The organism is Paucibacter sp. TC2R-5 (genome assembly GCF_025717605.1).
GTDB classification, from domain to species: Bacteria; Pseudomonadota; Gammaproteobacteria; order Burkholderiales; family Burkholderiaceae_C; genus Paucibacter_A; species Paucibacter_A albus.
This window is the reverse complement of the sequence record NZ_JAJIRQ010000004.1, coordinates 40200-62168: the sequence shown is the minus strand read 5'-3', so window position 1 is coordinate 62168 and position 21969 is coordinate 40200. Positions and strand designations below refer to the sequence as shown.

The following is a 21969-nucleotide window of genomic DNA, read 5'->3' as shown; positions in this document are numbered from 1 at the left end:
TCAGCGCTTCCCCCAGCAGGCCGGTGTCACGGCGGCGCGCTTGAGCAGCGCAGCGCAGGCCAGCAGAAAGAGCGCGGCAGCCAGGCTGAGCCAGCCCGCCAGCGGCAAGAGCGCGGCCGCCTCGCGGCCCTGTTGCAGCAAGCCCACCTGTCCCTCCAGCACCCAGGTCAGCGACAAGGCCTCGGCCCATTGGCGCGCGCTGACTGGCATGGCCATCAAGGGGAAAGCCAGGCCTGAGAAGGCAAAGGCCGGCGCGGTGATGAAGCCGGCCGCCGACAGCGCCGTGCGCAAGCTGCTGCTGGCCAAGGCGACAAAGCCACCCAAGCCCCAGTACAAGGCCAGCATCACCGCGTGCAGGCTCAGCAAGACCGGCATGGCTGCAGCTGGCACCAAGCCCAGCTGCTGCATCAGCAGCCACAAGATCAGATTGACGCCGTTCAGCAGCAACATCGCCGGCAGCAGCTTGAGCAGCACGGCAGGCAAGACTTGACCCTTGGCCGCAGCCAGCCAAGCGGGCGCCGTCCCATCGCGCAGCTCGCTGCCGACGGCCCAGGCGCCGCCCACCATCGCCAGCATATGCAGCAGCGCCGGCAGCAGCACAGCGGCGAGAAACTGCTGATAGTTCAGCGTCGGGTTGTAGATCGCCTGCAAATTGGCGCGCATGGGCTCGAAGCCTTGGCTAGCCGCCTGCATGCTCTGGCCTCGCTTCTCGCGCGAGACGATCTCGATGCCGGCCGACAGCGTGCCCACCACCGTGCGCACGTCTTTTTGAATCAGGCCCGAGTGGGTGGCGAACTGGGCGTTATGCAAAAGGGCCAATTGCGCCGCTCTGCCCTGTTTGATGTCGCGACTCATGCCGGCCGGAATCACCAGCGCGCCGTACACATGGCCGGCGCGCAGCGCCCTTTGCATCTCGCCTTCGTCGCTGAACTGCGCCGCCAGCTGCAGGCCAGGTGCAGCGTCCAGCATGCGACCGAGCTGGCGCGACAGCGCGCTGTGATCAGCGTCCAGGATGCCAATCGGTAGCCGCGTCGGCAAGCCCGCAGCAAAGGTCCAGATCAGCAAGAGCCCCATCAGCAGCGGCAACCAAGACAACATGGCCAAATCGAAAGGGCTGGCACGCAGCCGCGCCCATTCCCTCGCCAAAGTGCCCATGATTTACTTGACCAGCACGCTCATGCCGGGCCGCGCGCGCGCAATCGGTTTGAGCGGCTGCGCCTTGATCTCGAAGGTGCGCAGGTCATAGCCCTGGTTGCTGCGGGTGGCGCGCCAGGTGGCGAAGTCGGGCAGCGCCTGCGAGGCAAGGACCTTGAAACGCACGGTCTGATTCGGCAGCGCCGGCAGCGTGGCGTCGAACTCCTGGCCGACGGCAAAGCGCTGCAGCTGATCTTCACGCACGTTCAAGAGCATCCATTGATCGGCCAGATCCACCACCGTGATCACCGGCACGCCGGCCGGCGACAGCTCGCCCACCTTGGCCAAAAGCTTGGCCACCTCGCCCGCCACCGGGCTTTTCAGCTCGGTCTCGGCGCGGGCCACTTCCACCTCTTGCACGGCGCCCTTCACCTGAGCAGCTTGGGCGTTAGCGGCGGCCTGGTCTTCGCTGCGCGCGCCGGCACGGGCCATATCGGCCTGGGCACGAGCCGCATTGGCCAGCCCTTGCGACGCACGCCAATTCGCCTCCGCCTCGTCGCGCTTTTGCGCCGACACCAGGCCTTCTTTGTAAAGGCCGTCAACTCGCTCGAAACTCTTGCGGGCCAAATCAACCCCGACCTGCGCACGCTCGAAGTTAGCTTGCGCCATGCGGATTTCTTCAGGGCGCGCGCCGTTCTTGGCTTTTTGAGCGACCGCAGCTGCCGCCGAGGCCGCATTGCTGGCCTGCGCCATCTTGGCCGCCACCTCGGGGCTGTCGATGCGCAGGATCAGCGCGCCTTTTTCGATGCGCTGGCCTTCTTGCACCAAGAGCTCAAGCACTCGGCCGGTCAGCTTGGGCGCGATATCGGTCTCGCGCGCTTCCATCATGCCTTGCAGCTGCTCAGGCGCAGGAGGGTTGTGCTGCAGCATCGCGTAGACAGCAACTCCCAGCGCGGTCACGGCAATAGCCGGCACTAAAAACTTAGGCAAATTCATCGGCAATCTCTTGTTCTATTCGACGCGCACATCGGCGCGGGCCAGGTAGTCGCCCAGACTCTCGAGCTGACCGCTGGCTTGCAACAGGCCGACCAAGGCCATCACATGTTCATAGGCGACCTGCGCGCGCTCGGTACGCAGCTTGGCCAGGTTCAGCTCGGCGTCGATCAGATCCAGCGTCGTGCTGCTGCCTTGCTTGAGGCCTACCCGGCGCAGATGCAAGATTTCCTGACCCAATTCGTCTTGCGCGGCCAGGCTCAGGTATTGCGAGCGCGCCTGCTCGGCGCTGCGCCATTGGCGCTCGACCAGCAAGGCGATGTCGCTGCGCGCCTGCGCATCGGCCGCGTCGACTTGCGCGATCTGCTTCAGGTGTGACCGATCCAGCGCGTCGTGGTCTAGCGAATCCCAGAGGTTGACGCGTATGCCCACACCGGCCAGCCAGTCGCCGTTATGCGTCAGCGAACGTTGGCCGAAGGCGAACACCTGCGGGCGCTCCAGCGCCTTGGAGCCTGCCTTCAGTTGCTCGGCCTGAGTACGCTTGGCGGCCACCTTGGCCAGGCCAGGGTGAAGGGTCATCGCGGTGTTGATGAAGTCTTGCAGCGGGGGCAGCGGCTGCGAGCTGACCGACAAAGGCGTGCTGGGCGTCGGCACGCCGTCTATTTTGACGGTTCGGGCCAGGGCGGCCGCGACCAGCTCTGCGTCGCTGCGCGCCTTGCGGGCCTGGTGCTGTGCATCTTGCAAGGCGGCGCGCGCTTGCAGGCGCTCCAGCTTGGAGGCCACGCCGGCCTGCAGCATCTTCTCGGCCGCAGCGTCATGTTCGGACACGCCGGCGGCGGCCGCCTCGCGCAGGCTGGCAGCGCGGCGCGCCATCTGGGTCTGGAAGTAGCGCTGCGCCAGCAGTGCCAGCGCCTCTTCTTCGGTATGGCTCAGCTCGGCCTGCGCCTCGGCGGTTTGCCCCGCCGCCACACCGCGCAGCGCATCGGTCGCCCCGCCCAGGTAGATAGGCCAGACCGCATTCACCAAGGCGGCTTGATTGGTATTGCTGTGTGAGAGCGTGGTGTTGTGCGGCAGCGGTGGCAAGGGTGGTAACTGGCTTGCCAAGCCCGGCGGCAGCAGGCTGATCACATTGCCCAAGCCGTGGTTGAGCGGGTCCAGATTCAGATCGACACTGGCCTTGTAGCTGTAGGCCGCACCGTAGACGCTGACAATGGGGCCGCCGGCGCGGGCGATGCCTTCGGAGCGGGCTTGCGCGCTGTCCACCGCAGCGCGGGCGCCGGCCATTTGATCCGAGTTTTGCCGCAGCAGCTGAGTGGCCTCGTGCCAGCTCAGCGCCTCGGCGCTAACGCCAGAAGCCCACAGCAAACACAGTGACAAGATGGAGACAGTTTTCATCCGCAAGCTAAGCATATGGTTGCGCGGAGCATAACCGATTCAGGGCTGAGTTTTGGATGTCGGCGGGGCTTCGGCCAGGGCGCTGGCGCTCAGGTCGCGCAGCAGGCGCTGGTAGTCGGGCGACTGGCGCAGCAAGCGCCCTGCCATCTCGCGCAGCCGGTCCACCTGCTCGGCGCTGAGCACAAAACTGGTGGGCAAATTGCGGAAGTAGCGCTTTTCTTCAGGGTCGGTGATCTGGTCGAAATTGATGTCGATGGCGTAGAACTCGACCGCGATCGGCTGCCCGTCCGGCCCCTTCAGATGCTGCAAGGTGCGCACAAAATTGCGCAGCAGCTCGATCTGCTCATAGCTGTAGCGGTCAATCGGCACGCCGGCGGCGCGCACCAGCATGGACAGCATATTCGGCGGCGCTTCATGCATGCCCCAATCGTTCTCACCGTCGGCCAGCGAATTGACGGCAATCACGGCGATGCGCTTGAGCTTGTTGAAGCCCGATACATCGCGGAAGCGCTCGCTGGCGACCGAGGCCTCCAGCCCTTCCAACAGCGAACGCAGGCCCACGTTATCGGACAGGCCACCGTCGATCAGGTGCAAGTAACGATGCTGTGTGCCGTCTTGCAAGGCGACAAACTCGCGGTCGCGCAAGCTGACGCGACCGGTCGCGTCCTTGTCGACCTTGTTGCCGAACACCCGAGCCACATTGGCACCCAAATCAAAGCCGCAACTGCCCGCGTAGTTGTCAAAGCCTATTGGCGCGAACAGCCCCGGCACCGCCGACGACGCGGCCGCCGCTCGCGCCAGCCGAACCTGGCTCAAGTCGGCGCACAAGAGATCGAAAGTGTTTTGGTTGAAGGTGATGCGCGAGCCGGTGCTGACTTCGGTCGCCGCGACATTGGTGAACGGGCCGCCGCGCTTGCGCAGGTCGCCAAAGGTGGCGCCCTCGAACAGGATGCGGTCGTAATAGTCGGCGGCCAGATCGGTGCGCGTGAAGCTGCCGCCCGCCATCTGCGGCCAAGACAGCGGATTGAGCACCAGGCGCATCAAGTCGCCCTGCACATCGCGCTTGAGAAAGCGCGTCTCGAACTCGTCAAACAGGCGCTCGCCGTAAAGCGCATAAGACAGGGCGGTGAAGCTGCCGCCGGAAATGCCCGTCACGATATTGACGTCGTCCAGCATGCGGCCCTGCCCTGAGGGCGTTGGCACCGGGGTGCGACGCAACTCCTCCAAGATGCCGTAAGAGAACGCCGCCGCACGCGTGCCGCCGCCCGACATCGCCACCACCAGGCCAAATTCGGGGTCGCCGCGCTCGGCCTGCCAGCTCGACAAGCGGTAGCCATGCTCATGATCTTGTTTGAGCAGGGGCGGATTAGCGGGCCGCGAAGCGCAGCCGCTGATCAGCAGCAGCAGCACCCCGAGCCCGCGACGCAGGTATTGAGGGGCAAAAAGGTCAATGCACATTGCGGGTTAGCCTGACTAAAGTTCCACGGTGGCTGCGGCACGCTCGCTGAGGCTAAAACTCATCTCAGCAGTCGGCGCGCAGCATAACCGAGCCCGTCCATTTGCGCGGCCGCTTCGGTGCAAAGAACGCAGTGATTGCAGCCCTCTGTCGCGCTCGCAAGCTGGGGCTCGCGCTCGGGCTTTGCACCGCTGAGTACCTGTTCAAAGCAGTGCCGCCACCCCGTTGGATTCGCCCGAATTTGACAACAAACTAGTCCTGCATTCGCTGTTTATCAATTGTTTTCGCGCAAATACAGTCTGACCCATCGCAAACGAATGGATCAGACATGAACAAGCCAGCTCTCTCCCGCACAACGCTTTTGCAATTGCCTCGCCTGCTCAAGCAGTTCGGCATCGCCGGGCTTTTGGCCAGCGGCATGGTCGGCGCCCAGGCGCAAACAAACACAGCCTCGGCCACTGCCACCAGCCCGGCCCCAGCCGCACTCAGTCTCAAGGTGATCAATCACGGTCCACAGAGTTTTCACGTCAACTCGGTCCTGGTGATGGGTGCCAAGGAAGCCATCCTCCTGGACGCCGGCTTCACCCGTGCCGATGCGCTGCGCGTCGCGGCGGCGGTGCTGGACAGCGGCAAGACGCTCAGCACCATCTATGTGTCGGCAGCCGACCCGGACTTCTACTTCGGCCTGGAGGTCTTGCACGCTGAGTTTCCGCAGGCCCGCATCCTTGCTGCCGCGCCGACGCTGAAGAAGATTGAAGCGTCCCTGCCGAACAAACTCAAGGTTTGGGGCCCACGCCTGGGCGCCAACGCGCCGCGCACGCCGGTCTTACCGGAAGCCCTGGTCGGTAATCAGCTGACACTGGAAGGCCAGACGCTGGAAGTGCGCGGCCTGGACGACAGTCTGGCGCATCGCAGCTATGTTTGGATTCCTTCCATCAAGGCAGTGGTCGGCGGCGTCAATGTTTTCGGCGGCCTGCATGCCTGGACGGCCGACACCCAAACTGCCGCCGAACGCGCAGCCTGGATCAGCAAGCTGGGCAGCATGGCCGCCTTGCAGCCGCAGGTGGTGGTGCCTGGTCATATGCTGCCGGGCAGCAACTGGGACGCCAGCCACATCCCCGCCACCATCAACTATTTGCAGCGCTTCGAGACCGAGTTGCCCAAGGCAGCAGACGCCGCAACCCTGATCAAGACCATGAAGACAGCCTACCCACAGGCGGGCCTGGACATCGCTTTGGAGATCGGCGCCAAGGTCAACAAGGGCGAAATGAAATGGTGAGCCCGTGGGCTCGGCTTGCGGCAGTCAAGGCCCGATGAGGACTCCGCAGCGAGTCTCGCAGGTGGAGACAAAACGGGCGGCACAAAAAACTAAGCCGACAAGCGGGGCCCTTGCGGGCTTTGCTTGTCGGCGTCGTCGTCCTCCCCCTTCAACCAACACGCCGAGGTCCAGGCGGCGTATCGATCGGTTGCTAGTATCTGGCTTGCTCTGACAAAGCGCCATCCCCCTCAAGTAGGATGCGTGCTGCGCAGGCACTCAGGCCAGCACGACCCGCGCCGGCTGACGCGCTGCGCGCAAGACCTCGTCCAGCAGATTCAAGTAATAGGCCAGCGGCGGCGTGCGCTTGCCCGGCTGTTTGGCCAAATCATCCCAGCGGCGCAGCTGCAAGGCGCGCGAAGACTGTGTTTGGGCCATGAAGATGAGGCGTTCCTCGGCATTCATGCGGCCACCTTGCATGCCCAATGAATGCAGAGATGCCGCCGACAAGCCCTCCGCGTAACGCTCGTCGGTGGAGATCAGGTAACGCTTTGCCTGTACGTGCAAGCGGATAGGCTCCAGCACATCGCTTCCGAACCCGCCGGCCGCCAGCATATTGAGTGCGCGCAGCTCATGTTCGTCGCTGTACAGGCTCGCTTCGGCCGGCGCATCGATCAACTGCCCCAGATCATGCAGCAAGGCCGCAGCCACCAAGGCGTTGTCGGCATAAGCCCACTCGGCCAGTTGCGCGCATTGCAAAGCATGCTCCAGCGCGGACACGCTTTCCCGCCGCTCCAGGCGCTGCCCGGTGTAAATCGATGCGCCCCGGCGCTCGAACAGCGCCTCGATCTTGCGTACCACGTCCATTGCGCTCACCTCTGAAAATCAGTGTCGCCATCTTGCCTGCCGTGCGATGACCGCACCGTGACAAAACGGTGAATTCGCGGTGAACGTGAATGGTTACGCCGCGGATCATTCAAAAACCATGAACAGTAGACACAAGCCTGCTGAACCATGCGCAGAGGTCCATCACGCACACTGCAGGCTATGGATCAACAGCTCTCACCCATCGCAGCTAAGGCCAAGCCCCTGCGTTACAGCGCAATCGCAATTGCCCTGCATTGGCTGCTCGCCATCGCCATCATCGGCGCGCTGGGCCTGGGCCTGTATATGAGCGACCTGCCCTTCTCGCCCAGCCGGCTGAAGCTGTACAACTGGCATAAATGGGCGGGCGTGAGCATCTTGCTGCTGTCGGCCTTGCGCCTGCTTTGGCGTTTGACACATCGCCCGCCGGCTGAGCTGCCCATGCCTGCCTGGCAAGCGCGGGCTGCGCATATGACCCACGGTCTGCTCTACCTGCTGTTTTTTGCGGTGCCCTTGGCGGGCTGGGCTTACAGCTCGGCGGCGGGTTTCCCCATCGTGTGGTTCGGGGTCTTGCCTCTGCCGGATTTTGTGCCGGTTGACAAGGCGCTGGCGGCCAGCTTCAAGCAGGCCCACCAACTGCTGGCCTATGGCTTGGCCGCGCTGATCTTGGCGCATCTGGGCGCCGCCCTCAAACATCACTTCATCGACCGTGACGGCCTGCTGCAACGCATGTCGCCTTTCAAGCAAACGCGGAAAACTGCCCCATGAGAAACCTTCTTGCCCTTTTTTTGATCGGCCTGGCCAGCGCGGCCGGCCCCGCCAGCGCGGCGGATTTGGCGCCGGCCTTGAGCGAACTCAGCTTCACCAGCCGCCAGATGGGCGTGCCGGTAGAAGGCCGCTTCAAGCGCTTCGACGCCAAGCTGAACTTTGACCCCAAGAAACCCGAAGCCGGTCAGGTCAGTTTCAATATCGAGTTAGGCAGCGTGAGCCTGGGTGCGCCTGAGCTTGAGTCCGAGCTCGCCAAAGCGTCCTGGTTTGACAGCAAAAAGCTGCCGCTGGCGCATTTTCAAAGCAGCTCCATCAAGGCCCGAGGCAGCAATCAATTCGATGTCGCCGGCAAGCTGACCATCAAGGGCCTCAGCCGCGACATCGTCGTACCGGTTCAGTTGGCCCAGGCCGGCGGCATCACCGCAGCCAGCGGCGGCTTTGTACTCAAACGCCTCGAATTCAAGATCGGCGACGGCGAATGGGCCGACACCTCCTTGGTCGCCAACGAGGTGCAAGTGAAGTTCAAGCTCGCCTTCAACGGCGTCCCTGCACTGTAGTTTTTCTCTTCCCTCCCCCTTGACCCTCAACCCTCAATTCCCACTCCTCACGAGATCCTCAGCATGAAACAATTTCTTCTGACTTTTGCCCTGGCCGCAAGCGCCGGCCTTTGCCAAGCCGCCCCAGCGACCTATGCCATCGATCCCAGCCACACTTTTGTGACCTACGAGATCACCCACTTCGGCACCTCCACCAACCGTGGCCGCTTTGACAAGAAAGAAGGGTCGGTGCAGTTTGACCGCGCCGCAAAGACCGGCCGCGTTGAAGTGAGCTTCGAGATCGCCTCGGCCAACACCGGCTTCGCACCGATGAACACCCACTTGCTCAGCGCCGAGTTGCTGAACGCCGAGAAGTTCCCGACCGCCAAGTTCGTCGGCGACAAATTCGTCTTTGACGGCGACAAGGTCAGCGAAGTGCAGGGTCAGCTGACCTTGATGGGCAAGACCAACCCGGTCACGCTCAAAGCCTCGCATTTCAACTGTTATGACAACCCCATGCTCAAGCGCGAAGTCTGCGGCGGCGATTTTGAAGCCACCATTGATCGCACCCAGTGGGGCGTGGACTACGGCCTGGCCTGGGGCTTCCCCAAGAACGTCAAACTGATCATTCAAGTGGAAGCGGTCAAGCAATAAACAAAGACCGGCTCAAGATAGAAAAAAGCGACCCGAGGGTCGCTTTTCTAATTGCCGAACTCAGCGCACAAATTACGCTTGCTTGCTGCCGCGACGGCGAGCCGCGCCGGCCAACAAGGCCAGGCCGCCCAGCATCAAGGCATAGGTTTGTGGTTCTGGCACCGCAACCACATTGCCGTTCAAGACGAAAGGCAGATCATGCTTCCTTTTTGTAGAGGACTCTTGCCATGTATTGAAAATCCCGTTGACCGAGGTCTTTTGGGCCGCGTTGCCTGGGCGATTGTCCGAGGTAACGGCAACCCAGGGGCCGGAAGACAAGGTACCAGTCAGATTCCAACGCAGCCAATAGTTGCCGGCATCCAATTTCTGGTCAGCGATATCCGCATTCAGGTCATAAATCGGGCGAGTGGTAGCGTTCTGTTGGCTGCTGGACACGCGATAGCCCACAAGGCCACCGTTTGTCACCGCCGTCGTGCCAGAGGCCACCACCGCGCCGTTCACATCATCCTTAACGATGCTCCAATTGGCATTGCCAAAAGTGAATCCAGCGGCGTTGGTTTGATATGCGAAGAAATCGATGCTGGTGACATTCCAGCTCTTGCCGGCTTCGATGCTGAAGTCGTCGGCCACATAGAGTGGACCATTGGCGCCGAGACCAGTTGTGGTTTCACCGACAGCGATAACCGATTTTTTTTGCGCATTGACAACCGGCCCGTTGTCAAAAAGAACAGCCGCGTTGGCCAGGTTGCAAACGGCGGCTATAGCCAAAATAAATGTACGTTTCATGAATTTCCCTGAGAATATTGAAATGACTTCCGACGCAAATTTTTGGCCCCCTCACAGGCCACTCTGCGTCGGCCGGCATCATATTTGTCTAACCTCGATATCCAACGCATACACCCCCCCTCATTCAGGGGGTGCGCTCGTGAGTTAAGTGAATATTTCCTTTGCAGGTGTCAAATTGGAGCCCTGACATCACCCCGTCTTAGAGCGACGTTAGCGCCATGCCCGAGCTAATCCTCGCCGCAGCGACGCCAGATGCTGATCGCACTTTGAATCTGCTGTTAGGCTTTTGCGCAAGCTCGAGCAAGCCCCAAGGAATGCGCTGCCAGGGGGGCGCCACAGGGAAATGGCGCGCGCATGCCCGCAACTCAGTCAATCAGCGGCGCGCCATCCACAGATTGGGCCGAGGGCACGATGTGAGCGATATGAACAGTTGCAACATGTCCCGGTCGCGCTGATGCGCTGGCCGGCGCCCAAGGTCAACAAGGCATTCGGCCCGATGGCGCTGTAGCTTGCAGCACTCATGACCGTCTTCGTCGCCTGGCCAGTCCAGGACTTGATGCCGATGGCACCCGGCGCACCGACCCTGTTGACATACATCACCAAGCTGGCCTTGACCAGTTTGGCGGCCGTGACGGCCGGCGGCAAGGTACTCAGATCAAAGCGCAGCAGTGCCGATGTGCCGCCGCCAACGGTACCAGCGCCTCGCGACAAGGTATGCCGACTGTCGCGTTTCGGTGCATTTCGGCCACTCAGACCTGCGCTGTATCGCTCTCAGGCCGCCATCAGCCAAAGCCTTCAGTACAGTGCGGGCCATGCAACAAGGTCCCTCGTCCATGAATCAGCCCACGCTTTATCAGCGCTGGCAACGACTCTCCGCCGCCGTGCTGCGGGTCTTTCACGTCTATGCCGGCTGGCTGGTCAGCATCAGCTGGAAGCGCTTTGTCGTCTACGCCATCGCGCTGATGATTGGCGTCAATATCTTGCAGGACCTGCCGCCCTTCACTTGGCGCATCAGCTCCACCATCACGCCGGACGAAGTCTTCGAGCCCGCCGAACCTGAGCCGCCGGCGCCGCCTGCGCCCTCGGCCGAGGCGCGTCGCGCCGCCAAGCCGCTGCTCAAGTCGGACAAGCCGATTCACTACGAAATCACCATCGACGAGAACGGCGTCAAGGTGCAGCCGCGCAAGGCCAAGTCAGGCGCCTCGGCCCCAGACGCCGCCGCGTCGTCTGCCGAGTCGGCTGACGTCGAGAACACGGAGGTCGACCCTGACCTGCCCTCGATTTCCATCAAGCTGCCCAAGGAGGCCAAGTCGGCCGAGGTCAAGCGGGCGATCGAAGAGGCCAAGTCGGGTATCGAACAAGCATTGGAGGCTGCCGCTGAAGCGGCCAAGACCAGCGCCCATGAAGCCGCCGTAGAAGCCCGCCGCGCTGCTCGCGAAGCGCAGCGCCAGCCGCGACGCCACACCACGGTTGTGCATCTGGGTGACTTTCTGGTCAAGCTGGCCTTCTTCTTTGCGCTCGGTTCGGCCCTCATCAAGGTGACGTACAAGGGACGGCTGCAGGCCGAAGTGAAGGCCGCGCAGGCGACCGAAACGGCCGAGGCCGAGTCGCTCAAACGCCAAGTCGTCGAGGCCCGCATGGCCGCGATGCAAGCGCAGGTCGAGCCGCACTTCCTCTTCAACACCCTGGCCTCGATTGATCATCTGATCGAAACCGACCCGCCGCGTGCCTCGCAGATGCAGAAGAATTTGATCGCGCTCTTGCGCGCCTCGATGCCGACCATGCGCGAAGCCAATGCCAGCGGCGTGCGTGACTTGGGCCGCGAGCTGGCCGTCATCAAGCCTTATCTGGAGATTCTCAAGGTGCGCATGGAAGAGCGGCTGATGACCTCGATCGATGTGCCCGAGGGCCTGCTGTCGGCCGAGTTCCCGCCAATGATGATGCAAAGCCTGGTGGAGAACGCGATCAAGCATGGCCTGGAGCCCAAAGCCGAAGGCGGCATGCTGACGGTCAAGGCCGAGATCAACCATGGCAAGCTGGCGGTCACAGTGGCCGACACCGGCCTGGGCTTTGGCCGCGCTGCCACCGGCGGCACCGGCGTCGGTCTGGCCAATATCCGCGAGCGTTTGATGCTGCTCTACGGCGCCAAGGCCAGCGTCACCGTCAGCGAAAACCAGCCCAGCGGCACCAAGGTGACGATCACCGTGCCCTACCGCAGCCGCGGCCATGATTCTGATGACAAACAAGGAGCTTCGGTATGAAAACAACTTTCAGATGGCTGCTGATTCTGAGCCTGGGGCTGGCCTTGCTGGGGCTGCTGGCGGGCGGCGCCTTATGGCAGGAGTTGATGGCCCAGCCCGGTGTCAGCATCAGCATCAATGGCGAGGATCTGGACATCGAGGGGCTACACGCGATGTCCGGGGTCGGCGCCGTCTTGGGAGTTTTGGCGACCGGCGCCGTGCTGTGCCTGGTGATACCGCTGGTCTTGCTCTTCAGCGTCGGCTTGCCGCTGCTGCTGACGGTGCTGATCTTGGGCTTTGTGGCCGTGGGCCTGCTCAGCCTCGGTGCGATGTTGTTCTCGCCAGTCATCATTTTGGGGCTGCTGCTGTGGCTGGTGCTGCGAAACAAGCGCCCAAGGTCACCGCGCCGAGCAAACCCACCCACACCAGCCCACACCCGTTAGCATTGCCCGATGAATTCAACCCAACATTCCGACTCCCCGCGCATACGCGCCGTCTTGGCCGACGATGAGCGCCTGATGCGCGAGCAACTGCGCGCCCGCCTGAGCGAAGTCTGGCCCGATCTGGAGATTGTGGCCGAGGCCAAAAATGGTCTCGAAGCCGTCGAATTGGTGCGGCAGCACCGGCCGGACCTGGTCTTTCTGGACATTCGCATGCCTGGCCTGACCGGCGTCGACGCCGCACGCCAGATCGCCCAGATGGGCGGCGGCGATGATGTGCCCGAGGGTGAAGACTGGGTGTTGCCCGAGATCGTCTTCATCACCGCCTATGACCAATACGCGGTCGAAGCCTTCGAGCAAGGTGTGGCCGACTATGTGCTCAAGCCGGCCGAGCGTGATCGTTTGGCGCTGACCGTGCAGCGCATCAAGAAACGCCTGGCCATGCGCGATGGCAGCGATGGCCCGGCAGCAGCCGATGCGCCCGGCGACAGCCGGGCCGCCGCACCGCTGCAGCAATTGCTGCACAAGCTCTCCGCCCAAATCAACCCCGCCTCCGCACCGAAGTATCTGCAGTGGATTCAGGCCACCGTGGGCCAAGCGATCCAGATGATCCCGGTCGAGGACGTGCTGTTCTTCATCAGCGACGAGAAGTACACGCGGGTGCAGACGGCGCGCGTCGAGGCCCTGATCCGCAAGCCGATCAAGGAGCTGGTGGACGAGCTGGACCCGGCGCTGTTCTGGCAGGTGCACCGCTCGACCCTGGTCAATGCCCGCGCCATCGACGGCATCACCCGCGACTTCCGGGGCCGCCAGATGGTCGGCGTCAAAGGCCTGACGGAGAAGCTCGAAGTCAGCCGCAGCTACACGCATTTGTTCAAGGGCATGTAAGCGCCGCTTCGTTGCGCTGAACACCAAGCCTATTTGGCCCGAGTTGCACCAGATGCAACTCGGGCCAAATTTTTTGCAGTGTGTCGCAAGGCCTTGGATTTGCGAATCGGCAGCGAGCAAACTGGCGCCACTCAACGCTGCTTCAGCAAAAACACCAGGCGCTCACCGATGCTACAACTCACCAATCTCACCCACGTCTACCCCAACGGGACCAAAGCGCTGGATGGCGTCAATCTTGAAATTCCCAAGGGCATGTTCGGCCTGCTTGGCCCCAACGGCGCCGGCAAGTCCTCTTTGATGCGCTGCATCGCGACACTGCAAACCCCCAGTTCCGGCAGCATCCAGTTTGGTGACATTGACGTGGTCAAGCAGCCCGAAAAGCTGCGCGCTACGCTGGGCTATCTGCCGCAGGACTTTGGTGTCTACCCCCGCGTCTCCGCCTACGAGTTGCTCGACCATCTGGCCGTCTTGAAAGGCATCGCCAACGCAGGCGAGCGCAAAGACACCGTCGAAACCCTGCTGGCGCAGGTCAATTTGTGGGGCGTGCGAAAAAAGGCAGTGGCCGGCTATTCGGGCGGCATGCGCCAGCGCTTCGGTGTCGCGCAAGCCTTGATCGGCAACCCCACGCTGGTCATCGTCGACGAGCCGACTGCCGGCCTCGACCCGGAGGAGCGCAACCGTTTCAACAATCTGTTGGCCGAGATCGGCGAGAACGTGGTGGTGATTTTATCCACCCATATCGTCGAGGATGTGGCCGATCTGTGCCCGCGCATGGCCATCATCAATAACGGCAAGATTGTGCAGACCGGCGCACCGCTGGAGTTGAGCCGCGAGTTGCAGGGCCGAGTCTGGCGGCGCACCGTCGACAGCGCTTCGCTGCCGCGCTACCAGGTCGAACTGAATGTCATCTCCAACCGTCTGCGCGGCGGCCAGACCGTCATCCATGTGCTGGCCGACTCGGCGCCCGAGGCTGGCTTCGAGGCGGTCGATGGGGACCTGGAGGACCTCTACTTCGCCACACTGGTGCAAGCGCGCAAGTCCAGTGCAGCAAACCCAGCCGCTGCGGCTTGAGGGAGCAAGAGATGCTCAGCAAAATCTTCGCCTTCGAGGCGCGCTACCAACTGCGCTCGCCGCTGTTCCTGATCAGTTTTGTGATCTTCTTCCTGATGAGCTTTGGCGCCATCGTCTCGACCGATATTCAGATCGGCGGCCCCAAGGGTGCCAGCAATCTCAACTCGCCTTTTGCCATTTTGCAGATCGTCGTCACCATGAACCTGATGGCGATCTTCATCGTCACCGCCTTTGTGGCCAATGTGGTGGTCCGCGACGAGGAATTCGGCTTCGCGTCCATCCTGCGCTCCACGCGCGTGAGCAAATTCGACTATCTGATTGGCCGCTTCTTGGGCGCGATGTTTGTGGCATTTTTGGTCACCACCGCCGTGCCCCTGGCCATTCTGATCGGCTCCATGATGCCTTGGCTGGACGCAGAGCAGTTAGGCCCATTGGTGCTGAGCCATTACATCTTCGGCCAACTGGTGATGAGCGTGCCCACCTTATTGGTGCTGGGCGCGGGCTTCTTCGCGCTGGCCACCATCACGCGCTCGATGATGTGGACCTATGTCGGCGCTGTCGCCTTCATCGTCCTGTTCGGTGCCTCGCGGGTCTTGCTGAAGGACCCCTCGCTGGACCTCGCCTCGGGCCTGGCCGACCCCTTCGCCATCGGCGCCTTGAACCGCGTGACCAAGTACTGGACCGCCGCCGACCGCAACACCCTGCTGCCGAGCTTGAGCGGCATGCTGCTCTACAACCGGCTGATCTGGCTGAGTGTGGCCGCCGCGCTGTTTGGCCTGGCCTACCGTTTGTTCCAGTTCGAGACGCCCGCCAAAGCTGCAGCCAAGGCCGAGAAGATTGACAAGAGCGACGCATTGCCAAGCCCTAAGCGTCTGGCCAGCCCCAGCCATGGCGGCAGTACCGCCTGGCTGCAGTTGCGCGCGCTGACCCGCTTCGATATGCGCTTTGTGTTCAAGAGTCCGGCCTTTTTTGTGCTGCTGGCCATCGGCGTGTTGAACGCAATGGCTGGTCTGCTTTTAACCACCTCGGAGCGTGGCGTTGCCTATTTGCCTGTGACAAGGTCGGTGGTGGATGCGCTGGAAGGCAGCTTTGGCATCATCCCGCTCTTGATCGCGATCTACTACGCGGGCGAGTTGGTCTGGCGGGACCGCGAGCGCCGCATGCACGAGATTGTGGACGCCAGCGCGGCGCCGAACTGGGCCTTTTTACTGCCCAAAGTGCTGGCCATCAGTGGCGTGCTGCTGGCTTGTTACTTGACCGCCATGCTGACCGGCATCTTGTTCCAGCTGGGCCATGGCTTCACCCAGATTCAGCCGGCGGCCTATCTGCTGTGGCTGGTCTTGCCGGGCCTGATTTCGGCCGTCTTGCTGGCAATTCTCTCGATCTTTGTGCAGGCCATGGTGCCGCACAAATTCGTCGGCTGGGCCGTGATGATGGTCTTGATGGTCTTGGGCATGGTGATGGGCAGCATGGGGTTTGAGCACAAGCTCTACACCTATGCCGGCATGCCGGAGGTGCCGCTGTCGGACATGAACGAGATGGGCCGCTTCTGGATAGGCCGCGCCTGGCACCAGGCCTATTGGCTGGCTTTTGGCGCCATGCTCCTGGTCGCCACCCACCTGATGTGGCGGCGCGGGGTTGAGACCCGGCTGCAGCCACGCCTGAACCTCTTGCGCCAACGCCTGGCCGGCACGCCGGGCCTGCTCTTGGGCGCGGCCACGCTGGCTTGGGTAGGCACCGGCGCCTACATCTACTACAACAGCAATGTGCTGAACGAGTACGTCACCGCCCCCGCACAGGAACAGCGCCAGGCGGACTACGAGAAGACCCTATGGGGTTTTGCCGAGCTGCCGCAACCCACCATCACCGACGTCAAGCTCAAGGTCGAGCTCTACCCGAACCAAGCCCGCGCCGACATTGAGGGCAGCTACCAAATGGAGAACCGCAGCGGCAAACCCATCAGCCAGGTGCATGTGCAATGGGCGCCGGGTCTGAAGGTGCAGGCCATGGCGCTGGACGATGCCGTGCTGGAGAAGGAATACAAAGACCTGGCGCACCGCATCTACCGACTCAGCAAACCGCTGCAAGCGGGCGAGAAGCTCGGCCTGAGCTTTGCCATCCGCATGGAGCAAGTAGGTTTTGTCAACGGCAGGCCGCAGACGCAGATCGCTCCCAACGGCAGCTTCATCAGCAACCAGCAGTTCGCGCCCATGCTGGGCGTGCCGCGCGGCCTGCTGCTGCAAGACCGCGCCATTCGCCGCAAGCACGGGCTGCCGCCCGAGTTGCGCGTCGCCAAACTGGAGGACGAAGGCGCCAATACCCACAACTATCTGCGCCATGACAGCGATCTGGTCAACGCCGAGATCACGCTGAGCACCGATGCCGATCAAACCCCGATTGCCCCCGGCACCACCATCAGCGACAGCACGGCCCATGGCCGGCGCACCATCGTCACCCGCAGCGATGCGCCGACCGCCCACTTCTTCTCGATGCAATCGGCCCGCTATCAAAAAGCGCAGGACAGCTGGGCCGGCAAGGACGGCAAAGCGGTGGCGCTGGAGATCTATCACCACCCGGCCCATAACACCAATGTGCAGCGCATGTTCACGGCGATGAAGGCCTCTTTGGATCTGTACAGCGAGCAGTTTTCGCCCTACCAGTTCGGCCAGGCCCGCATCATGGAGTTCCCCGCCTATGAGCGCTTCGCCCAGGCGTTCGCGGGCACGGTGCCTTTCTCTGAAGCGATCGGCTTCATCCAGAACTTCAAGGACGCGGATCGTGACGAAAAAGTGGATCTGGTCACCTTCGTCACCGCCCACGAGATGGCACACCAGTGGTGGGGCCACCAAATCAATGGTGCCGAGAAGCAAGGCATGACGCTGCTGAGCGAGTCCTTCGCCCAGTACTCGGCGCTGCTGGTAATGGAAAAGCTCTATGGCAAGGCCCAGATCCGCAAATTCCTAAAATATGAACTGGACCGTTACCTGAGCGGACGTGCCGGCGAGGCGGTGGAAGAGCTGCCACTGGCCCGCGTCGAGAACCAGGCCTATATCCATTACCGCAAAGGCGCTGTGGTGATGTATTCGCTCAAAGAGCTGATAGGCGAAGAGAAGGTCAACCGGGCACTGCAAAAGCTGCTGGCCGAGTTCGCCTTCAAGGCCGCGCCCTATGCCGACACGCGCGACTTTCTGCGCCTCTTGCGCGCCGAGGCCGGGCCGGAACATGAGGCCTTGATCGTTGACCTGTTCGAGAAAATCACGCTCTTGGATCTGAAGGCGACGGACGCCAAAGCCAGCAAGCGCACCGACGGCAAGTTCGAAGTCACTTTCACCGTCGAGGCCAAGAAGCTGTATGCCGACGGCAAGGGCCGCGAGACCGAGAGTCCGCTGAACGAGGCACTGGACATTGGCGCCTTCAGCGCCGAGCCGGGCAAAAAGGGCTTCACACGGGACTCGGTGTTATTGATGGAGCGCCGGCCGCTGAAGTCGGGCAAGCAGCAGATTACCTTGCTGCTCGACAAAGCGCCTGCCTGGGTCGGCGTCGACCCCTACAACATGCGGATCGACCGGAACTCGGATGACAACTTGAGCAAGGTGGAGGTGCAGTAAGGGGCTGGCTGCTGGCGGCCAGCCAGCCAGCCAACTTAGCGCTGATGCGGGCGGGAATGGGCGGAAAAGGGCGGAAAAGGGCGAAAAATGGCATCAAAGTGCCCTTTGCCGAAGCTCGCCCAAATCTAGCGTTAGGCCAATTGCTGACGCTCATTTTCAGGTAGTCCATAGCAGCTTCCTTCGAGTCCGGCCGTTCAGCGACTCGGCGATCGCATGTCCGAAGCAGGTCCGCAAGCAGCCCTTTGGCAAACTCAAAGCGCAGCATTTCTAAGGATAAGGGCTAGCAAGGCTCGCAGGGTGCAGTCACTATTGGGGCCTATCCTGGCTTCTAATTGCCGAATGAATACGCCTGCAAAAACCGGTCAGCCGGACTCCCCGAATTTTCGCGACCCCGCCACCTTGCGCGCCCATGTGCGCCACGCCTTGAGTTTTTACGATCCGGTGTGCGTCGATGCAAGTGGCGGCTTCTTCCACTTCTACCGCGATGACGGAAGGGTCTATGACTCACAAACCCGCCATCTGGTCAGCAGCACTCGCTTTGTTTTCAACTATGCGATGGCCTATCGTCACTTTGGGGGCGAGCAATACCGGCAGATGATGCGTCACGGTCTGCGCTTCCTGCGCGACGCCCATCGCCAACCCGACACTGGCGGCTACCTGTGGTGCTTGCGCTGGCAAGACGGCGCTGCACAGCCCATTGACGCCGACAACCATTGCTACGGCCTGGCCTTTGTGATGCTGGCCTATGCCCATGCTGCGCTGGCGGGTGAGCCCGAAGCCGTGGCTTGGATGGACGAAACCTGGGCTTTGATGGAGGCGCGGTTCTGGAACCCCGAGGCCGGCTTGTATGCCGACGTGGCCAGCGCAGATTGGTCAAGACTTGACCCCTACCGAGGTCAGAACGCCAATATGCATGCCTGTGAAGCGATGCTGGCGGCCTTTGACGCAACGGCCGATCAGCGCTATTTGCTGCGCGCCGAAACCCTGGCGCGCAATATCACCATGCGCCAAGCAGCACTGTCCGATGGCCAGATCTGGGAGCATTACAAATCCGACTGGCTGCCCGATTGGGACTACAACCGCGAAGACAAGACGAATATCTTCCGCCCCTGGGGCATACAGCCGGGTCATTTGAGCGAATGGGCCAAGCTCTTGCTGACGCTGGAGCGCCACCGCGCTTTGCTGGCAGACGACGGCGACTGGCTGCTGCCGCGTGCGCAGGCCTTGTTCAGCCAGGCGATGCGCCACGCCTGGGACCGCGAGCATGGCGGCCTGGTCTACGGCTTTGCCCCAGACGGCGAGGTCTGCGATGCCGACAAGTATTTCTGGGTGCAGGCCGAAAGCCTGGCCGCCGCCGGCCTCTTGGCCTTGCGCACCGGCGAGGCCCAGTACTGGGCCTGGTACGACTTGATTTGGTCTTACGCCTGGGATCACATGATCGACCATCAGCACGGCGCATGGTTTCGCATCCTCAAGCCGGACAACAGCGCCTATAGCGACGAGAAGAGCCCGGCCGGCAAGACCGACTACCACACCATGGGCGCCTGCTATGAGATGCTGGCCGCGCTGGAGCGGGCGGCATCATGATGCCAAGCGTGGTTTCCTTCGGCGAGGCGCTGACCGACCTGATACGCAGCGGGCCCGAGCAATGGACTTCGGTCTGCGGCGGCGCACCGTGGAATCTGGCGAGAGCGCTGGCGGGCTTGGGTGTGCCCACGGCCTTTGGCGGAGCGATCAGCGCCGATGTGTTCGGCCAGGCGCTGTGGCAGGCAGCCCAAGCTGCCGGCCTCGATATGCGCTTCACTCAGCAGTTAGCCCATAAGTCGCCCTTGCTGGCCGTGGTGCACGAGACCGCGCCGCCGCAGTATTTCTTTGTCGGCGACGACAGCGCCGACCTGTACTTTCAGCCGGATGCGCTACCCCGTGGCTGGCGCGACGATCTGTTGTGGGCGCATTTCGGCGGCATCAGCCTGACGCGCGAACCATTGGCTGCGCGCCTGCTCGATTTGGCCGAGTCGCTGAAAAGCGCGGGCAAGCGCATCAGCTATGACCCGAACTTCCGCGCCATGGCCATGGATGCGCGATACGACGCTACGCTACAGCGCATGTGCCGCATCGCCGACGTGATCAAGGTCTCGGACGAAGACCTCTGCGGCCTGTTCCGCAGCCCCGACCATAGGCTCGGGCTGGCGCAAATCACCGATTGGAATCCGCATGCGCTGGTGCTGCTAACGCGTGGTGCTGACGGGGCGAGTCTATTTCATGATGAAGGAGAAGTGCAGGCGCGCCCACCGGAGATAGACGTGGTTGACACGGTCGGCGCCGGCGATGCCGCCATGGCCGGCTTGCTGTTCAGTCTGCTGCGCGAACCCATCGGAGCGCCGCCGCAGCAACATCTGCGTTGGGCGGTAGCAGCCGGCGCGGCCGCTTGCCAAGTGGCGGGGGCGGCGCCCTTGAGCCTGCAGCAACTGGCGCTGTTGGCGGGTCAAGTTGTGGTCAGCGAGGTGTCGAATAGCTGTGTTCGGGTCTGAATTCAACTGTCAGAACTGACAGGTTGAGGCCGAGAAATACTGTTTTTTTCCGCGCTGTTGACTCGTTTGGAGATTGGGCCTGGGCTGCCCAGAATCGCTGCAGGGTGGTTTTTGCGAGGCATGCGCTTTCACAGCTGACTGACGCTTGCCAGCCCCTGCGCCATTTGAGCGACATGCCCCCCCTAGAAGCGCAGCCCCTGGCCAATCAGCGCCAGACGTATCCCACGCCGAACAAAATGTCGTAGCGTGCTCTTTGCTGCACCAGCGGGCTGTTCTTGATCGTGTCAGAGAACACATCAGCGCTCAGCACGCCGCCGATCAACCATTGCGGGTTGATTCGGTACGACGCCACCAAACTGGGCACAACAGACCATGCATGGCCGACGTTGTAAGCCGGCCGACCGGGCGCCGCCTCGGCCGCCGAGACGCCGCCAAAAAAGTAGTTGGCCAGCTTGTCTTGGCGCCACATCGCGCCCACGCCCGGCATCACCATCCAGCGTTCATGCACCAAGGGCGCCGACCAGTTGAAGAGCAACTCCGTGCCCTTGCTGCGGCCGCTGACGTCGCTGCTGAAGCGCGCGGTCCAGAGGCCAACGTCGCTGACCAGGCCCACGCCCAAACCCGCCTCAAGCTGGCCCTTGCGCTTTTCCATCCCTTCCCATTTGGACGTATCCGCCGGATCGAGATTACCCAAACGCAGCCTGAGGCGACCGTAAAACTGCATGGACCCCTGGCGCGCAAAGGTGTAGAAAGCGCGGTCGCCCAGATACATAAAGTCTTTGCCGATATAGATGCCGCCGGGGACGGGCAGCGTCGTGTTGGGCCCGTCCTTGTAGACCGAAGAGCCGGTGTAGGCCACGCCGCCCACTGTCCAACCGCCCGGCACCGGCGAGCGCTCTGTGTCGCCCAACATGGCCCTGATGGCCAACAAATCATCGGCATGCGCCGCCGGCATCGCACTACAAAGGCCAAGCGCAAGCAAGGCCGCGAGTGAGTTGCTACGGCAAGCCGCGACCTTGATCTGGCTTGAATTGGATTTGAAGTTGTGCATTGGAGTTCGATGCTTTGATCAGTGAGGGCGCTCGCCGCCATGTGGCTTGCTCAAGGCGCGAGGGTGTCCCGAAATTGGTCTGCAGGGCGACTAAGTCAGAAGCGCGACTGCGCTCGACGGGCCGAATGGTAAAGCGGTTCAGCGCGGCCCTCCCGTCTCGAATCGGCGCCCCACCACTTCTGGCCCGCGTTTTTCGGAGCCCGGTAGAGTAGATTGAGGGCAGATTGAGAGCAGCTTAAAGGCCGTTTCACCGGCCACTCATAACCCTGTTTCTACACAGCCCTCGATCGCTTATATTA

The 21969-nt window shown here is 62.3% G+C and carries 19 protein-coding genes; 11 read left to right on the top strand and 8 right to left on the bottom strand.

Going from position 1 to position 21969, the window contains the following annotated elements; translation table 11 throughout:
• Genes LNV08_RS10270 through LNV08_RS10255 form a run of 4 tightly spaced genes read right to left on the bottom strand, consistent with a single transcriptional unit; the run spans window position 1 to window position 4980 of the window.
• Entirely contained in the window at window positions 1–1155 is a 1155-nt protein-coding gene (locus LNV08_RS10270; RefSeq protein ID WP_263533609.1) for an ABC transporter permease, read from the bottom strand.
• 3 nt (window positions 1156–1158) lie between these two features.
• Window positions 1159–2130, bottom strand: a complete 972-nt coding sequence (locus tag LNV08_RS10265; RefSeq protein WP_263533608.1) for an HlyD family secretion protein — start codon at window positions 2128–2130, stop codon at window positions 1159–1161.
• 15 nt (window positions 2131–2145) lie between these two features.
• A complete protein-coding gene (locus tag LNV08_RS10260) occupies window positions 2146–3522 on the bottom strand; it encodes a TolC family protein (RefSeq protein WP_263533607.1) in 1377 nt (458 codons plus the stop codon).
• Window positions 3523–3561: 39 nt separating this feature from the next.
• Window positions 3562–4980 (bottom strand): patatin-like phospholipase family protein, encoded by a 1419-nt coding sequence (locus tag LNV08_RS10255; RefSeq protein WP_263533606.1) that lies wholly within the window; start codon window positions 4978–4980, stop codon window positions 3562–3564.
• Window positions 4981–5396: 416 nt separating this feature from the next.
• Here LNV08_RS10255 and LNV08_RS10250 point away from each other — a divergent pair, with 416 nt between their 5' ends.
• Entirely contained in the window at window positions 5397–6257 is an 861-nt protein-coding gene (locus LNV08_RS10250) for an MBL fold metallo-hydrolase (protein WP_263534068.1), read from the top strand.
• 255 nt (window positions 6258–6512) lie between these two features.
• On the opposite strand, the gene LNV08_RS10245 is transcribed toward LNV08_RS10250, so the two are convergent.
• Complete coding sequence (locus tag LNV08_RS10245) at window positions 6513–7100, bottom strand: HD domain-containing protein (RefSeq protein ID WP_263533605.1); 588 nt, start codon at window positions 7098–7100, stop codon at window positions 6513–6515.
• Window positions 7101–7280: 180 nt separating this feature from the next.
• Here LNV08_RS10245 and LNV08_RS10240 point away from each other — a divergent pair, with 180 nt between their 5' ends.
• From LNV08_RS10240 to LNV08_RS10230, 3 genes are all read left to right on the top strand, one after another.
• Window positions 7281–7865, top strand: a complete 585-nt coding sequence (locus tag LNV08_RS10240; RefSeq protein ID WP_263533604.1) for a cytochrome b — start codon at window positions 7281–7283, stop codon at window positions 7863–7865.
• Window positions 7862–8422, top strand: coding sequence for a YceI family protein (locus LNV08_RS10235; protein WP_263533603.1), 561 nt, complete (start codon window positions 7862–7864; stop codon window positions 8420–8422). Before LNV08_RS10240 ends, LNV08_RS10235 begins: the two co-directional genes overlap by 4 nt.
• Window positions 8423–8485: 63 nt before the next feature.
• On the top strand, window positions 8486–9055 hold the full coding sequence (locus LNV08_RS10230; RefSeq protein WP_263533602.1) for a YceI family protein: 570 nt from the start codon (window positions 8486–8488) through the stop codon (window positions 9053–9055).
• A 72-nt stretch (window positions 9056–9127) separates the two neighbouring features.
• Here LNV08_RS10230 and LNV08_RS10225 read toward each other — a convergent pair whose 3' ends face one another.
• Window positions 9128–9841, bottom strand: a complete 714-nt coding sequence (locus LNV08_RS10225; RefSeq protein WP_263533601.1) for a PEP-CTERM sorting domain-containing protein — start codon at window positions 9839–9841, stop codon at window positions 9128–9130.
• Between the two features lie 369 nt (window positions 9842–10210).
• A complete protein-coding gene (locus LNV08_RS10220) occupies window positions 10211–10552 on the bottom strand; it encodes a hypothetical protein (protein WP_263533600.1) in 342 nt (113 codons plus the stop codon).
• A 122-nt stretch (window positions 10553–10674) separates the two neighbouring features.
• Here LNV08_RS10220 and LNV08_RS10215 point away from each other — a divergent pair, with 122 nt between their 5' ends.
• The 7 genes from LNV08_RS10215 (at window position 10675) to LNV08_RS10185 (ending at window position 20619) form a co-directional block, all read left to right on the top strand.
• A complete protein-coding gene (locus LNV08_RS10215) occupies window positions 10675–12102 on the top strand; it encodes a sensor histidine kinase (RefSeq protein WP_263533599.1) in 1428 nt (475 codons plus the stop codon).
• Window positions 12099–12524: a hypothetical protein gene (locus LNV08_RS10210; protein WP_263533598.1), complete on the top strand. Its 426-nt coding sequence runs from the start codon at window positions 12099–12101 to the stop codon at window positions 12522–12524. Before LNV08_RS10215 ends, LNV08_RS10210 begins: the two co-directional genes overlap by 4 nt.
• 9 nt (window positions 12525–12533) lie before the next feature.
• Complete coding sequence (locus LNV08_RS10205) at window positions 12534–13409, top strand: LytR/AlgR family response regulator transcription factor (protein ID WP_263533597.1); 876 nt, start codon at window positions 12534–12536, stop codon at window positions 13407–13409.
• Between the two features lie 168 nt (window positions 13410–13577).
• On the top strand, window positions 13578–14480 hold the full coding sequence (locus LNV08_RS10200) for an ABC transporter ATP-binding protein (RefSeq protein ID WP_263533596.1): 903 nt from the start codon (window positions 13578–13580) through the stop codon (window positions 14478–14480).
• Window positions 14481–14491: 11 nt separating this feature from the next.
• Window positions 14492–18088 (top strand): ABC transporter permease/M1 family aminopeptidase, encoded by a 3597-nt coding sequence (locus LNV08_RS10195; protein ID WP_263533595.1) that lies wholly within the window; start codon window positions 14492–14494, stop codon window positions 18086–18088.
• A gap of 339 nt (window positions 18089–18427) precedes the next feature.
• Window positions 18428–19675, top strand: coding sequence for an AGE family epimerase/isomerase (locus tag LNV08_RS10190; RefSeq protein ID WP_263533594.1), 1248 nt, complete (start codon window positions 18428–18430; stop codon window positions 19673–19675).
• Window positions 19672–20619, top strand: a complete 948-nt coding sequence (locus LNV08_RS10185) for a carbohydrate kinase family protein (protein WP_263533593.1) — start codon at window positions 19672–19674, stop codon at window positions 20617–20619. Before LNV08_RS10190 ends, LNV08_RS10185 begins: the two co-directional genes overlap by 4 nt.
• Before the next feature lie 205 nt (window positions 20620–20824).
• Here LNV08_RS10185 and LNV08_RS10180 read toward each other — a convergent pair whose 3' ends face one another.
• Window positions 20825–21670: a MipA/OmpV family protein gene (locus tag LNV08_RS10180; protein ID WP_263533592.1), complete on the bottom strand. Its 846-nt coding sequence runs from the start codon at window positions 21668–21670 to the stop codon at window positions 20825–20827.
• Window positions 21671–21969 lie beyond the last annotated feature (299 nt).

Bases quoted from the DNA above. Each gene is read 5' to 3' on its own strand.
- LNV08_RS10270 (WP_263533609.1), bottom strand. From the start codon at position 1,155: ATGGGCACTTTGGCGAGGGAATGGGCGCGGCTGCGTGCCAGCCCTTTC.
- LNV08_RS10265 (WP_263533608.1), bottom strand. From the start codon at position 2,130: ATGAATTTGCCTAAGTTTTTAGTGCCGGCTATTGCCGTGACCGCGCTG.
- LNV08_RS10260 (WP_263533607.1), bottom strand. From the start codon at position 3,522: ATGAAAACTGTCTCCATCTTGTCACTGTGTTTGCTGTGGGCTTCTGGC.
- LNV08_RS10255 (WP_263533606.1), bottom strand. From the start codon at position 4,980: ATGTGCATTGACCTTTTTGCCCCTCAATACCTGCGTCGCGGGCTCGGG.
- LNV08_RS10250 (WP_263534068.1), top strand. From the start codon at position 5,397: ATGGTCGGCGCCCAGGCGCAAACAAACACAGCCTCGGCCACTGCCACC.
- LNV08_RS10245 (WP_263533605.1), bottom strand. From the start codon at position 7,100: ATGGACGTGGTACGCAAGATCGAGGCGCTGTTCGAGCGCCGGGGCGCA.
- LNV08_RS10240 (WP_263533604.1), top strand. From the start codon at position 7,281: ATGGATCAACAGCTCTCACCCATCGCAGCTAAGGCCAAGCCCCTGCGT.
- LNV08_RS10235 (WP_263533603.1), top strand. From the start codon at position 7,862: ATGAGAAACCTTCTTGCCCTTTTTTTGATCGGCCTGGCCAGCGCGGCC.
- LNV08_RS10230 (WP_263533602.1), top strand. From the start codon at position 8,486: ATGAAACAATTTCTTCTGACTTTTGCCCTGGCCGCAAGCGCCGGCCTT.
- LNV08_RS10225 (WP_263533601.1), bottom strand. From the start codon at position 9,841: ATGAAACGTACATTTATTTTGGCTATAGCCGCCGTTTGCAACCTGGCC.
- LNV08_RS10215 (WP_263533599.1), top strand. From the start codon at position 10,675: ATGAATCAGCCCACGCTTTATCAGCGCTGGCAACGACTCTCCGCCGCC.
- LNV08_RS10210 (WP_263533598.1), top strand. From the start codon at position 12,099: ATGAAAACAACTTTCAGATGGCTGCTGATTCTGAGCCTGGGGCTGGCC.
- LNV08_RS10205 (WP_263533597.1), top strand. From the start codon at position 12,534: ATGAATTCAACCCAACATTCCGACTCCCCGCGCATACGCGCCGTCTTG.
- LNV08_RS10200 (WP_263533596.1), top strand. From the start codon at position 13,578: ATGCTACAACTCACCAATCTCACCCACGTCTACCCCAACGGGACCAAA.
- LNV08_RS10195 (WP_263533595.1), top strand. From the start codon at position 14,492: ATGCTCAGCAAAATCTTCGCCTTCGAGGCGCGCTACCAACTGCGCTCG.
- LNV08_RS10190 (WP_263533594.1), top strand. From the start codon at position 18,428: ATGAATACGCCTGCAAAAACCGGTCAGCCGGACTCCCCGAATTTTCGC.
- LNV08_RS10185 (WP_263533593.1), top strand. From the start codon at position 19,672: ATGATGCCAAGCGTGGTTTCCTTCGGCGAGGCGCTGACCGACCTGATA.
- LNV08_RS10180 (WP_263533592.1), bottom strand. From the start codon at position 21,670: ATGCACAACTTCAAATCCAATTCAAGCCAGATCAAGGTCGCGGCTTGC.